The sequence below is a fragment of the Nocardia brasiliensis ATCC 700358 genome, from assembly GCF_000250675.2.
In the GTDB taxonomy this organism is placed as follows: domain Bacteria; phylum Actinomycetota; class Actinomycetes; order Mycobacteriales; family Mycobacteriaceae; genus Nocardia; species Nocardia brasiliensis_B.
Genome location: NC_018681.1, coordinates 4,498,892 through 4,511,613 on the forward strand (window position 1 = coordinate 4,498,892; position 12,722 = coordinate 4,511,613).

Genomic DNA, 12,722 nt, shown 5'->3' on the forward strand with positions numbered 1-12,722 from the left:
GTTCTCAGTAGTTGGAGAGCTCGGTCAGCACGAAGTCGATGGCCATGTCGTAGGCGGTGAGCGCCTGCACGAACCGGCGTTCCTCGTCGGCCAGGGGTTGCAGTTTGCGCTCGGACAGCCTGCGCAGCACCGTGTCGTTCCACACCTGGCCCGCGCGCTGCTCGGCGGCGGTCCTGGCGCGCCGGTTCGCGTCGAATTCGTCTCTGGCCCGGCGTAATCGGCTCATGCGTCCACCACCCTGGCCGGAACGCTCGCCAGGCCGAGCTGTCGCGCGATGGCGATCCGGTGGAAACCGTTGTGTACCGTGAAGCCGCCGTCGGGCCGCCGGCCGACCTGCAGGGCTTCGTCGCTGCCGAGAAACCAGGTATAGGTATCCGCGTAGCTGCGCGCGCCGCAACGCCGCTCGTCCTGATCGCGGGCGCGGAAGTACTCGATATTCTTGCCGAGGCGCAGCGCCGGGACGATCACGGTGTGGAAGGCGTTGAGCGCCCACTCGAGATCGGACTTCGACACGTCGGCGGGCAGCGGCTTTGCTCCGCCGGTCGTGGCGGTGTCCAGCGCGGCGAGCGGGATCATCGCGTAGCCGTCGGGGAAGCCCGCGGGCGTATCGAGTGCGATGCGTTCGGTCGCGCCCGTCGGGGTGACCGCGCCGCCGCTGGGGGCCGATACCGCGGGTCCGTTGCCGGAGGGCACGGTGCCCACCGCGGACGAAGCGCGATTGTAGGCGTCGAGGTCCTTGGCGATGAGGCCGAGCAGCTGCGTCGTCTCGAGGCTCAGCGCGACCCGGACCCGTGCGAATCGCCCTGCGGCCGCGGAGTATTCGGCGGTGGCGGCGGCGTACATGCGTTCGGCCCGGTGGACGGCGGCCAGCGCGCGCTCGGCACGTTCGAGCGCCCTGCGCGGTCCGGAGCAGTCCGCGTCCTCGGTGCGGCAGCAGGCGTCGTAGGCGGCCTGCGCCTCGCGCAGCTTGCGCTCACGTGCGCGGTTCTCCTGGGCGAGTTCTTGTTCGACCCGGCGCTGCGCGTAACCGGCGGTGCGCTCGCTGGATTCGACGTCGCGCAGATACTTGTCGAGGTCGCGGGCGAGCTGCCGCACGACCTGCGGATCGTTGCGTGCGGTATCAGCCATCGTGGCCGCGCTCGGTTCGCAGCAGCAGGTCGAGCCACTCGGGTCCGGGGTCGGCGAAGCGCCGGACGATATCGGTGCGGGCGTTGTCGTAATCGTCCACCGCGAACTGGTTGGCGGTCAGGTTCGCCGCCACCTCCGAGTCGATCAGCACCCGGGAGTCGTCCTCGCTGGCCGGTCCGAGCACCTTGAAACCGAACTGGCGCAACCCATCCGGATCGAGCCGCCGCTGTAGCGAGGCGTACCGGTCGGCCCAGCCGACCACGTGCAGCCCGACCTCCGGTCCGTGCCGGAGCAGGCGGGCCAGCTTGGCGCTCTCGCTGTCTTCGTCGAAGGCGTCCGGGTTCAGCTCCCGGGCACGGTGCAGACCGACGAGGAACAGCACACGCGCGGGTCCGTGGTACTCGTCGAGTTCGGTGCGCTCAGCGAGCTCGCCGAGCAGCGAGTCGAGCACATCGCCGAGCTTGCGCCGATGACAGGCCACCGCGCCCGCGGTGCACAGCCGGGCGAACAGCGCCTCGCTGTGCTGCTCGATCGCGGCGAAATCGACGTACTCCACCCGGATGTCGGCCGCGCGCAGCACCGCGATCTGCAATGCGAGGCTCGAGAGTGCGTTGGGATCGACCACGAGCAGGTTGTTGCCGGGCTCGCGGCCGAGTCGCAGGGCCAGGGGCGGGTCCAGCGACATGGGCGCGCCCATGGGCAGCACCAATGCGCTGCGGGGGTCGGATCGGGTGAATATCTCCAGCGGGTAGTCCTGCGGCGCTACCGCGATATCGCCCTCGAAAACCGCGGGGCGCCCGGTGAAACCGTGCGCGTCGGCTCGATCGCGCAACTGCGTGATCAAGGTCGCGCGCAGCTCGGTAGGCCAGTACGCGCATTGGAAGCGATTGTTCGCCTCGGCCTGACCCGCGTGATCGTTGATGATGCCTTCGCCCGGTTTGGACAGCAGTTGCGCGTCGGCATTGCCCTCCGCGAGCAGTTGTTCGGAGTCCTGGGTGGAACTGGCCAGCACCAGGCGATTGGGAATCTGGTTGAGCGCGGTGCGGATCTTCTGCCCGCCACCGGACACCGACTGCGACGCCAGCAGCGTGTGCACCCCGAAGGCGCGGCCCTGCCGGATGATTCGATCGAGCAGTCCCGCGCCCCGGGTCGCGGTGGCGTCGTCCTGCTCGAGCAGCATGTGGAACTCGTCGATGATCAGCACGATGCGCGGCATCGGCTCGCCGGTGCTCTGCCGGTAGCGCCCGATCTCCATCTGTCCCTGCCCGGCGTTCTTGAACAACGCGGCGCGCCGGGCGATCTCGCTGTCCAGGCTCTCCAACACGCTGATGCCGAAGTCCCGGTTCGTCTCGATCGCAACGACTTTGGCGTGCGGCAGGCCCGGCGTAGCGTACGGCTTGAACTCGACGCCCTCCTTGAAATCGATCAGGTAGAACTCGACCTCGGCCGGCGAGTACTGCAGCGCGATCCCGAGGATGATCGAGTGCAGCAGCACCGATTTGCCCGAGCCGGTCCGCCCGCCGATCAGAGCGCTCGACAGTGCGCCCGAGTCCAGGCGGAGCTCGGCGACGTCGGTGGCGCCCATCCGGCCGAAGCGCGCGACGACCCGATCGTCGACGCTCGACTGCCACCAGGTCGCCGGGTCGTGCGGATCGGCGATGAGTTCCGGTGCCTGCGTGCCCCTGGCCACCGCGCGTTCCATCGCCTGTACCGCGAGCTCGTGCACGCGTTTGGGCGCGACCTGGGTGTCACCCGAGGTCGCGAGGCTGCGTTCGATATGGGCCAGCACCTCGGCCCGGACCTGATCCGACGGCAGCGGATACGGGCGCAGCCGCCAGTCCAGTTCGCCGCGGGTGACGTACTGGGCCGGTCGCACGCCCGTAGGCAGTTGCAGCCGCGCCACCAGCCCGGTGTCCTGGCGTCCGGTGAACGCGGTCGCGAGCGAATCGAGCGAGGTGGTGGCGGAATCGGTGGTGGCGGCGATCAAGACCCCCGCGCGGCGGCCGACGGTCGCCAGGCGTTCGAGGCGTTTGAGCGACTCGTCGTCGTACATCCGGCCGTCGCGGGTGAACGCGTGCGGATGATCGAACAGCAGCAGCAACCGGTAAGGCTCGGCGACCTCGCCCGCGGCCCGGTTGTAGGCGGTCAGGGTTTCGTGTGTGCCCTGCAGGTACTTCTGTGTGACGAAAGCGACGTGGTTCTCCAGCTCGGTGAGCAGCTCGTTGACATTGTGTGAGCCCCATACCTTCTGGCCGTAGATCTTCTCGCCCGCCTCGCCGACGCCGTAGAGGAAGTTCATCGACGCGCCGACCTTCATGGGATCGACCACATCGATCTTCAACCGGCCCGCGGGCAGTGTCGCGAGCATGTCCAAGGTCAGGTTCTCCACGACCGCAGTCGAATCCGTGACGATCCCGCCGGTGTCGTCCAGATCGAGCAGCACCGGGATCGGTGGCGTCGACTCCTCCAGCGGAAGGGTGAAAGTGTGTTCGTGTTTTCCGCCCGGCGGTGCCGGGACCGTCAGCTCGGTGTGGATGCGCGCCTGCGTCAGCCGAATCAGCCCTAGCGGGAAGACCATTCGGGTCGGCGGGGACGGCGCGATGGTGGTCGCGTCCGCGACCGCCTGCCAGACGGGCGTGGCCTCGCCGGGGCACGGGGTGATCGCACCGAGTTCGACGGCGACATACTGATCGGTCATGCGCGTGATCGCGACGCTCATCTGCCTGCGGAACTGGGCGAAGACGTCGGTGAACAACTTGGCGGTCTTGTGCTGCGCGGTCAGTTCGGCGTCGCGGACCGCGGCGTCGTAGCGGCCGAGCACGGTCGCGGCGGTGTCGATCAGCTCCCGGCGTTGCTGCGCGCGGCCGTTCGACGTCACCCGGATCCCCGCGCCGCGCACCGCCTCGGTCGCCGCGGCCGCATCGATCAGCCAGTGCTCGGCCCTGACCTCCGGGTTACCGGAATAGCCGGGCCGCGGCGCCGGCTCGCGCTCATACCAGTTCGCCGGAAGCAGATTGGTGAACGCCTGCGTGCGGTACTTGTGCAGCACGTCGCCCCGCACGGTTTCGTACGCGTTCCACAGCAGTTCGCGATCCTGCGCCAGCTCGTGCTGTATCCGCTGCACCCCATTGCTCGTCGACGGCATACTCGACACCGCATTCGTGACGACGGTGCGCAGCAACCGCGCGATCGAAGCCGCCGCATCACCCTTGACCTGATCGACCGCGGGCGCAAGCTCGGTGCGCCGAGCCAGCACGGGAACCCTTGCCGCATCCAAGGTTTCACCCACCGGCGTGTGCCCCTGCCACGCTGCCCCCGAAGCTGCCGAGGCATACGCCCCTGCGGGCGGTGGCGGCGTCATCGACGTTCGCGGTGCCGCGCTGGACGGCGAGAGTGCCGCAGCGGTGGATGCGTGCCGCTCGGTCGCGCGGAGCCCGCGGCTACTGCGATCGCGGCGAGGCTGCGTGGCGGGCATAGTCGTGCCTGCGGGTGTCGTCGGTGTCGCAGACGGAGGCACGGGAGCGGCGGCCGCGGGCCCGAGGCGGCTCTGTGGCGTGTCGGCGTCGACCGTGTGCGGTCGGTCTGTCGCTTCGGTGGGTGGGGCGATGGTGGCGTCGAAGCCGAAATCTGATGCTGCGCCAGCTAATCCGGATTCGTAGCCCTGGCCGACGGCGCGGAGTTTCCACTGTCCGTTGCGGCGGTATACCTCGCAGACGATGATCGCGGTTTCCGCGGTGGCGCGGGGCATCGTGAAGGTCGCGGCGGTGGCGCCGGCGGGGCCGGTCACGGTGAGTTCGAGGGCGGGTAGGGGTGTGTCGGCGATCGCTGCCAGAACCACCATGCGCTGCACCGGGTTCGGTACTGCGAGGAGGTCGAGGTGCACGGCCGACTCGGCGAAAGAGACCGGTCCGGGATCGGGGGAGCCGGGGTAGCGGAAGTCGGTGGCGGTGGCGACGCGGTCGTCGGTACCGAGCATCGCGACATACAGTGCGGGGGTGCCGGACTCGCTGCTGAGCCGCAGATCGACGGCGGTGCCGTGCAGCGGCGTGTTCTGTCCCTTCGCCAGCTGCATCGTGACTCCTTCTGCGCGCGTCCGGATTCGCGGACACCACCTAGTTGTTCTTGCCGATTATCGGGTGGCGGCACCCGTGCTGGCTGTCCGCTGAACAGCGGACAACGCTGCCGACCAGGGCAATTCGGCACCACTCTGTCCGGCGATCGACCGACACCGGCAGCCGCGCGCTCCCCATAGCATCGAGACATAGAAGTGCGGCCGCCGAACACCCGGCTCCGTGCGCGCACCCGAGGGGAACGCATGCAAGATCTCAGCGACCCGTCGAACCCGTCTCGACCACGCGTCACCCTGGACAAAACCCCGCCCCACCCCGAATCGGCACCGTTGATGCCCGACCCGGGTGGACCGTCCCAGGTCCGTGCCGGTGTCGCGGCGCGGATGACGGGGCCGTCCGGGGCGTTTCCGGAGAGTGGGCGTATCGATGCGCCCGTGGCGGTGCCGACGGGGCCGCGGTTGACCTTCGCTCCTCGAACGGATCTGCGGCGCAGACCTTCTGGGCTTCTGGTCGGGTTGCTGGTGGCCGCGCTCATGCTTGCGGTGCCGGTGGTGTTGTGGGTGCGGGATCAGGGGCGGGGGGACAGCGCGGCAGGTTCGGTTGTGGTCGAGACTTCGGTGGTGGCAGGGGTACGGGTGGGGACGACCACGGGCAGCGTCGATCCGGAAACGGCGGGGCTGAACGGATTACAGACGCGGGCGGCGGCGGACCAGCCGGTGGTCGCCCGCGATCTCGGCGAGCGGTGGGTGCCGCAGGTGAGTTCGAAGCGGTACGGGCTGGTGGCCGAGGGCATCACCTGGCGGCACGCTGAAATCCTGCGCGAGCACGAGGAATTGCGCGCCCGCTATCCGAGGGCGCGGCTGCTGTGGTCGGGCGCGTGGTCGACCTTCAGTTATCCGGACTTCTGGATCACCGTCATCGGCATCGGCTTCCCGACTGCGGGTGGTGCGATCAGCTGGTGTGCCGGCCACGGATTCGACCGCGACCACTGCTACGCCAAGCTGATCAGCACCACCCATCCGGTAGAGGGGAGTACCGGATATCAGTGAGGCACTGCCTCAGGTCGTCCGGTAACTGCGCGCCACCAGCGCCGAGCGCAGGTACCACAGGCCGGAGGGTTGGGACGGGTCGAAGCCGGTGAGCTGGCCGATCCGTTTGAGCCGGTAGTCGACGGTGTTGGTGTGCACGTGCAGCACCCGCGCCGTCCGTTGCCGGTTGAGGTTGTTGCCGATGTGGCGCTGCAGCGTCTCCAGCAGTTCCGGGTGTTCGTCGAGCGGGTCGAGCAGTTGCCCGAGGTATTCGCGGCCGGGCCCGGGCCGGGTGAGCTGGTACTCGAGCGCGAGTTCGTCGAACCGGTACAGCCCCGCCACCGCTTCCAGGCGTTGCACCATGTCGAGCAGTTCGTGGGCCTGATCGGCGGCGTTCGGGATCTGCTCGGGCGTGGCCTCGACCATGGTGGCGGTGATGCCGACCTGCGCCGCGTGCGTCAGCTGGTTCACCAGGGTGTCATAGCCTTCGTTGTCGAAGGTGGCCGAGGGGATCAGCACGGTGCCGCCGTCGACGCTCAGCAGCGACAGCGCGCTCTCGCCACAGCGGGTCGCGAGCTCGGCCTGCACCCGGCGCAGTTTGCGGCGGGCCACCACCTGGTTGTCGATCATCGGGTTCTGTTCCTCGCGGTGCGGCGGAATCGCCACGGCGAGTACGGCGTACGAGGGCGCGATGGCGATCCCGCATTCGCGGGCCATGGTGGAGGTGCTATGCCCGCCGAGCAGCGCGGAGGTCAGCGTGTGCACCGCGGTGTGGTGCTCGCTGACCACCGAACGCAGTTCCCTGATGTAGGCGACCGAGATCGCCGAGCTGATCATGTCGAGGATTTCCAGGACCATCTTGGCGCCGTCGACCAGGCTGTCGTAGTCCTTGATCGAGGCGTCCGAGACCACCAGGTCCAGGCCCATCTTGAAGCCCTCGTGGATGGAGTGGTGGATGGTGTCGATCGGCACGCCCTCGCGTGCCCAGCCCGCCGCGGCGTCCTGGATCCGCTGCAGTTTCTCCGGGATGTCCTGGCCGTCGAGCATGCTGACCGCGAACTCCAGGCAGACCCGGGTGATGGTCGTGACATCGCCGGAGATGGCATCGGAGGGTAACGTGCCGCAGGGGATGACGTTGGCCACGAAGTGGCCGACCATTTGACGGGATAACGCGCGAACGTCCTTGAGTGGGGACGACATCGGCTTCCCGGCGAGCGTAAGGCTCTGCCGGGCCGAACTGTCGATCGACATTGACGACTCCTTCCGCCCCCGGATATAGCTGTGCGGCGCATTCACACTAATCGTTCGATGCTGGTAGCGGAACGAATCGCCGTCTTCTCTACGTCTCACAGAGACTGGTCGGTCGGTGGTTGTGACGGGTCACAAGCGGGCAATACGCCCAAGTCGAGGGCGCGCAGGCGCGCCGGATCGGCGATCACCTCGTAACCCGCGACCCGTTCGGCGCGCACCGTGACGACGAGCGCGAGCAGCAGCTGCCCGCGCGGCGCGACCACGAGGCCCACGGCGCCGTCGACCAGCGCGAGCGCCGCCACCCGGGAACGGCGTTGCAGCAGTACGGTTTCCCGCGCCACCGCCTGCGCGCCGCGCACGATCGCCGCCATGCCCGCGGGCAACGCGGCCGGGTCGGCCACGCGGACCACATCGGGGGCGAGCACGGCGAGCAGCGCGCCCAGGTCACCTTCGCGCGCGGCGGCGAGGAAGGCCTCGACCACGCGGCGCTGCTCGGCGAGTTCGGTTGCCGGCGCCCGGGTTTCCCCGCGGGTGCGCTGCCGGGCCCGGCTGGCCAGCTTCTTCGTCGTCGCGGGCGTGCGGCCCACGATCGGCGCGATCTGCTCGAACGGGACGGCGAACAGATCGTGCAGCACAAACGCCACCCGCTCGTCCGGGTGCAGCGTATCCAGCACCACCAGCAGGGCCCGGCCCACCGCATCGATCAGCAGGGCTTCCTGCTCGGGATCGGCGTCGTAGGCGGTATCGCCCAGCTCGGCGCGCAGATCCAGCGGGTCCTCGCGGCGGGTGGCGCGGGCACGCAGCATGTCCAGGCAGATCCGGGACAGCACCGTGGTGAGCCAGGCGATCAGGTTGTCGGGCTGCACGGCGTCGTCCTTGACCAGGCGCAGCCAGGTTTCCTGCACCGCGTCCTCGGCTTCGGCGACCGAGCCGAGCATGCGGTAGGCGATCGCGCCGAGCCGGGCGCGGTGCGACTCGAAGCGCCGGGCCAGCACGTCCTGGTTAGGCATCGGTCACCTTTCCGTTCCGGCACTCGTCACATGCTCGAGGGATCCACGATCGCAGACCGATCCCGCACCGAAAACAGGAGGGTCCGACCATGTCCATTGCCTATGTCCTCGTCACCCTGGCCGCCGCGGCGGCCATGCTGATCGCCGGCGGGATCGACGTGTTCCGCGCGGAGTGGGTGCGCGCCAACATGAAGAGTTACGGCTTGCAGGAGTGGACGCTCTATCCATTGGCGGCGATCAAGGCGGCCGGTGCGCTGGGGCTGCTGGCCGGGTTCGTGTTCCGGCCGCTGGGCTTGGCCGCGGGGATCTGCCTGGTGCTCTACTTCCTCGGCGCGCTCGCGACCGTGCTGCGCGCCCGCGCATACGCCGATGTCGGCTACCCGCTGCCGTATCTCGCGCTGGCCGCGGGTTCGGTCGCGCTCTACGCGCTGAGCTGACCCGCCGCTCAGCCGTTGCGGATGAACCGCGCCGCTTGCTCGCCGATGAAGACGGCGGGCGCGTGCGTGTGCCCGCGGATCAGCATCGGCATCACCGAGGCGTCCGCCACGCGAAGTCCTTGCACGCCACGCACTTCCAGGCGTGGCGTGACGACGCTGGCGGCGTCGGTGCCCATCCGGCAGGTGCCGACCGGGTGATACAGGGTGTGCGAGTAGCCGTTCAGCGTCAGTTCGAGGGTGGCCTCGAGGTCGCTGGGCGCCTGGGGCGGATAGATCAGCGGGCCGAGTACCGCCCGCATTGCCGGGGTTTCGGCGATATCGGCACAGATGCGCAGCCCCGCCATGATCGCGGCCCGGTCGGCGCCCGCGCTGTCGGAGAGATAGCGCGGGTCGATCACCGGCTTGGCGGCCGGATCCGGCGCCGAGAGGGTGATGCGGCCCCGGCTGTGCGGGCGCAGCAGCACCGTCGCCAAGATGACGCCGTGCTCGGTCGGGTCGACGAGACCTTCGTGGTAGAAGGGCGCGGGTGCGTAGAGCAGCTCGAGGTCCGGGATGTCGAGATCCGGTGTGCTGCGGACGAAGCCGTACGCCTCGGCGACATTCGAGGTGAGCATGCCGCGATGGCGGAGGAAGTAGTCGAGCAGCTGCCGCGGCTTCTCGGCGCCGAACAGGGTATCGCCCGCAGCGCCGTAACCGATGCCCGCGACGAGATGATCCTGCAGGTTGGCGCCGACCTCCGGAGCGTGATGTAGCGCGCGAATACCCTGGCGCGCCAACTCGTCCCGGTCGCCGATGCCCGAAAGCATCAGCAGCTGCGGGCTGTTGATCGCGCCCCCGCAGAGCACCACTTCGCGGCGCGCGGTCACCGTGTGCGGCCCGCCGCCCTGGTGGTATTCGACGCCGGTCGCGCGGGTTCCGTCGAAGAGCACCCTGGTGGCGAGCGCTTCGGAGCGCACGGTGAGGTTGGGCCTGCGCAGCGCGGGGCGCAAATAGCCGTCGGCGGTGCTCCACCGCCGGCCGCCGCGCTGGGTGACCATCGTCTGGGTGAAGCCTTCCGGCTCCGGCCGATTCGCCGGTTCGACCCCGAATCCGGCCTCCTGCACCGCGGTCAGGTAAGCCGCGGTGGAGGCGCGGGGGCTGCGCTGACGGGAGACGTGGATCAGGCCGTCGGCGCCCTCGTCTGGATACTGTGCGTCCTCGACCTTTTCGATCCGCCGGAACTGGTCGACGGCGGCCGCGAATCCCCATTCGTCGCCGGCCAGCAAGGCCCACTCGTCGTAGTCGGCGCGGAAGCCCCGCACCCACATCATCGCGTTCATCGACGACGAGCCGCCGAACATCTTGCCGCGCGGCCAGTAGATCTGCCGGTTCTTCAGCTCCGGTTGCGGCTCGGTGAGGTAGTCCCAATCCACCTTGGAACGAAACAGCTTCGCGAATCCGGCCGGGATGTGCGCGAATTTGTTCTTGTCCCGCGGACCCGCTTCCAACAGCACCACCGAGACGCCCGGGTCGGCGCTGAGCCGGTTCGCCAGCACCGCCCCCGCGGATCCGGAACCGACGATCACGTAATCCGCAGTAAGCCCACCTGGTTGCACTGTCCCACTCCGATCCGCGCTGCCTATGAGCAAGATACGAGCAACACGGGACGCGGGGTTCGATTTCGCTATAACCGGAGCCAAGTCACACCGGCGCGGCCGACGGCATGCGTCGACCTGTGCCGGACTCAGCGCAGGATGAGCAGAGCCGACTTCTCGATCCGGTCGGCGATCTCGGAGTAGGAGCCGTACCCCATGCCCGCGCGCACCAGTGCCCCCGCGTACAGCAGTTCCAGAGATTCCACGACGTCGAGGTCCGGGTCCGGGCCGAGAGCGCGGATGATCCGGGTCCGGATCTCGGCGCCGATGCGGCCGCGCAGGTGCTCGACGTCGGGGTCGCGGCCGAGCAACGCGCTGGTGACCGCGCCGGACAGCTCCTGCTCGTCGGCGACCAGCATGGCGATGTTGCGCAGTTCGGCGACGACCCGAACGGTCGCGTCCTGGTCCTCGCTCGCGGGCGAGGGCGCCGACATCAAACGCCGCCAGAAGATCTCGGCGACGAGGTGCTCCTTGGAGGAGAAGTAGGTGTAGGCGGTCGCGGCCCCGACTCCCGCGGCGGCCGCGACCAACCGGATGGTCATGCCTGCAAACCCTTCGCGGGCAAGCACTTCCACCGCCGACCTGGTGAGCTTGTCGACGGTGTCGGCCTGCTTCCCGGACAACCTGCGCCGGGTCGCCTCGAGCGTGATGGACTCGGGTTCGGACATGTGACCGGATACTACTACGGCCGGTCAGTTCTTGGCCGCGGCCAGACCCGCCCTGCGGCCGTAGAAACTGCCGTCACCCAGCGACGCGCCGCTCACGTACCCGCCCGCGCAGAGCCCCGAGGTGCACCGCCCCGCGGCGTAGAGCCCGGGGATCGGCGCGCCGGAGACGTGCAGCACCCGCGAATCCAGGTCGGTGCGCAGCCCGCCGAGGGTGAAACCCGCGGTGAAACCCCGCATGTCGAACGCGGCCAGCGAACCGCGTAGCGGCCGTACCCATTCCGGCTTCTTCCCGAGCAGCGGGTCCTTGCCCGAAGCGGCGTGCAGGTTGTAGCAGTCGACCGTCGCCTGCAAGGCGAGTTCGGGCAGACCCATGTCGGCCTCGAGTTCCGCGACCGTCTCCGCCGCCCAGGTCGGGGGTTGGCGGAAGAACGGGGTAGACGTCTCGGTGGCGAGTCCGGCCTCGTAGGCCGTCTCGTCGATGACGAGGAACGCCTGGTTCTCCTGCTGGATCAGCGTCGCCTGCCCGATCCGGCCGGGATAGGTGTCCTCGGCGATGAACCGCTGCCCGCGACCGTTGACCAGGATGCCGCGCGCGAGCAACTGCGGGTCACCGAAGAACGCCACCTCGGTCGCGTCCATGTGTGCCAGCTCCGCGCCGAGCGCCTGGGCGACCCGGATGCCGATGCCGTCGTGCTCCTCGATCGCGGCGGCCGGTCGGCCGATCAGCCGCGGCGCGTAGCCCTCGATCATCTGCTGGTGATAGGCGAAACTGCCGGTGGCGAGGACGAGTCCGCGCTCGGCGCGGATCGCCACCTCCTTGCCGTAACGCCGGGCGATCACCCCGACCACCCGATCGTCGTCGTCCACCACCAACCGGCCGATGCGCAGGTCGTATTCGACTCGGACGCCGAGGGATTCGGCGGTCTCCGCGAGCGGCTTCATCAACATGTAGCCGCCGCTCTTGCGGCCGATCTTCTTGTCCGCCATCTGCGGAACATGCCCGCGTGGCGCGGGTTTGGCGAGGGCATTGAACGGCGCGGCGTTCTCGCCGCCGGAATACATCAGCCCCTCGTCGTGCGGCGGTTCCCAGCCGGGCTCGCCCCAGAAGGCTTCGCGGAACGGCACTCCGTTGGCCACCAGCCAGTTGTAGTGCTCGACGCTGCCCCGGCAGTAGTCGGCGATCTTGGCCTGGTCCACGCCGGGGCCCAGCGCCGCGAGCAGGAAGGTCTCCATGTTCTCCGGCGTGTCCTCGAAGCCGAGCGCCTGCTGCAAGGGGGTGCCGCCGCCGAGGTAGATGAATCCGCCCGCCATTGCCGCCGCGCCGCCCCAGCCGCCGGTCCGTTCCAGGATCAGCACCTCGGCGCCCGCGCGCGCCGCCTCGATCGCCGCACAGACCCCGGCGATGCCGTATCCGGCGACGACGACGTCGGCCCGCAGGTCCCATTCGGTGACCGCGCTCGCGCGCAGGGGGCGAAGGGCATTGGCATCGGTCATGT

General features: G+C 69.2%; 10 protein-coding genes. 2 read left to right on the forward strand and 8 right to left on the reverse strand.

Translation table 11 applies throughout. The features are described from left to right. Positions 1–4: 4 nt before the first annotated feature. From O3I_RS20250 to O3I_RS20260, 3 genes are read right to left on the reverse strand one after another with little or no spacing between them, the layout of a single operon-like run. Positions 5–226: a hypothetical protein gene (locus O3I_RS20250; protein WP_014984832.1), complete on the reverse strand. Its 222-nt coding sequence runs from the start codon at positions 224–226 to the stop codon at positions 5–7. Then, positions 223–1,128: a hypothetical protein gene (locus tag O3I_RS20255; RefSeq protein WP_014984833.1), complete on the reverse strand. Its 906-nt coding sequence runs from the start codon at positions 1,126–1,128 to the stop codon at positions 223–225. Before O3I_RS20255 ends, O3I_RS20250 begins: the two co-directional genes overlap by 4 nt. Further along, positions 1,121–5,200, reverse strand: coding sequence for an FtsK/SpoIIIE domain-containing protein (locus O3I_RS20260; RefSeq protein WP_014984834.1), 4,080 nt, complete (start codon positions 5,198–5,200; stop codon positions 1,121–1,123). Before O3I_RS20260 ends, O3I_RS20255 begins: the two co-directional genes overlap by 8 nt. 243 nt (positions 5,201–5,443) lie before the next feature. On the opposite strand from O3I_RS20260, the gene O3I_RS44530 reads away from it, so the two are divergent. Beyond that, positions 5,444–6,247: a hypothetical protein gene (locus O3I_RS44530; RefSeq protein ID WP_141691945.1), complete on the forward strand. Its 804-nt coding sequence runs from the start codon at positions 5,444–5,446 to the stop codon at positions 6,245–6,247. Positions 6,248–6,256: 9 nt separating this feature from the next. Here the strand turns inward: O3I_RS44530 and O3I_RS20270 are convergent, their stop codons facing one another. Then, positions 6,257–7,477, reverse strand: coding sequence for a PucR family transcriptional regulator (locus tag O3I_RS20270; protein ID WP_041562733.1), 1,221 nt, complete (start codon positions 7,475–7,477; stop codon positions 6,257–6,259). Positions 7,478–7,572: 95 nt separating this feature from the next. Continuing rightward, the gene (locus O3I_RS20275) at positions 7,573–8,487 is read right to left on the reverse strand and encodes a sigma-70 family RNA polymerase sigma factor (protein ID WP_014984837.1); all 915 of its coding nucleotides are present in this window, start codon (positions 8,485–8,487) and stop codon (positions 7,573–7,575) included. 89 nt (positions 8,488–8,576) lie between these two features. On the opposite strand from O3I_RS20275, the gene O3I_RS20280 reads away from it, so the two are divergent. Then, positions 8,577–8,924 carry a DoxX family protein gene (locus O3I_RS20280; RefSeq protein ID WP_014984838.1) on the forward strand — a complete coding sequence of 116 codons (348 nt, stop codon included), beginning with the start codon at positions 8,577–8,579 and terminating at the stop codon, positions 8,922–8,924. A gap of 8 nt (positions 8,925–8,932) precedes the next feature. Here the strand turns inward: O3I_RS20280 and O3I_RS20285 are convergent, their stop codons facing one another. The 3 genes from O3I_RS20285 to O3I_RS20295 all read right to left on the reverse strand — a co-directional run bounded on the left by O3I_RS20285 (position 8,933) and on the right by O3I_RS20295 (position 12,720). Beyond that, positions 8,933–10,519, reverse strand: a complete 1,587-nt coding sequence (locus tag O3I_RS20285; protein WP_041562734.1) for a GMC family oxidoreductase — start codon at positions 10,517–10,519, stop codon at positions 8,933–8,935. A gap of 128 nt (positions 10,520–10,647) precedes the next feature. Then, positions 10,648–11,226 (reverse strand): TetR family transcriptional regulator, encoded by a 579-nt coding sequence (locus O3I_RS20290; protein ID WP_014984840.1) that lies wholly within the window; start codon positions 11,224–11,226, stop codon positions 10,648–10,650. 24 nt (positions 11,227–11,250) lie between these two features. Further along, positions 11,251–12,720 (reverse strand): FAD-dependent oxidoreductase, encoded by a 1,470-nt coding sequence (locus O3I_RS20295; RefSeq protein WP_014984841.1) that lies wholly within the window; start codon positions 12,718–12,720, stop codon positions 11,251–11,253. Positions 12,721–12,722 lie beyond the last annotated feature (2 nt).

Bases quoted from the DNA above. Each gene is read 5' to 3' on its own strand.
- O3I_RS20250 (WP_014984832.1), bottom strand. From the start codon at position 226: ATGAGCCGATTACGCCGGGCCAGAGACGAATTCGACGCGAACCGGCGC.
- O3I_RS20255 (WP_014984833.1), bottom strand. From the start codon at position 1,128: ATGGCTGATACCGCACGCAACGATCCGCAGGTCGTGCGGCAGCTCGCC.
- O3I_RS20260 (WP_014984834.1), bottom strand. From the start codon at position 5,200: ATGCAGCTGGCGAAGGGACAGAACACGCCGCTGCACGGCACCGCCGTC.
- O3I_RS44530 (WP_141691945.1), top strand. From the start codon at position 5,444: ATGCAAGATCTCAGCGACCCGTCGAACCCGTCTCGACCACGCGTCACC.
- O3I_RS20270 (WP_041562733.1), bottom strand. From the start codon at position 7,477: ATGTCGATCGACAGTTCGGCCCGGCAGAGCCTTACGCTCGCCGGGAAG.
- O3I_RS20275 (WP_014984837.1), bottom strand. From the start codon at position 8,487: ATGCCTAACCAGGACGTGCTGGCCCGGCGCTTCGAGTCGCACCGCGCC.
- O3I_RS20280 (WP_014984838.1), top strand. From the start codon at position 8,577: ATGTCCATTGCCTATGTCCTCGTCACCCTGGCCGCCGCGGCGGCCATG.
- O3I_RS20290 (WP_014984840.1), bottom strand. From the start codon at position 11,226: ATGTCCGAACCCGAGTCCATCACGCTCGAGGCGACCCGGCGCAGGTTG.
- O3I_RS20295 (WP_014984841.1), bottom strand. From the start codon at position 12,720: ATGACCGATGCCAATGCCCTTCGCCCCCTGCGCGCGAGCGCGGTCACC.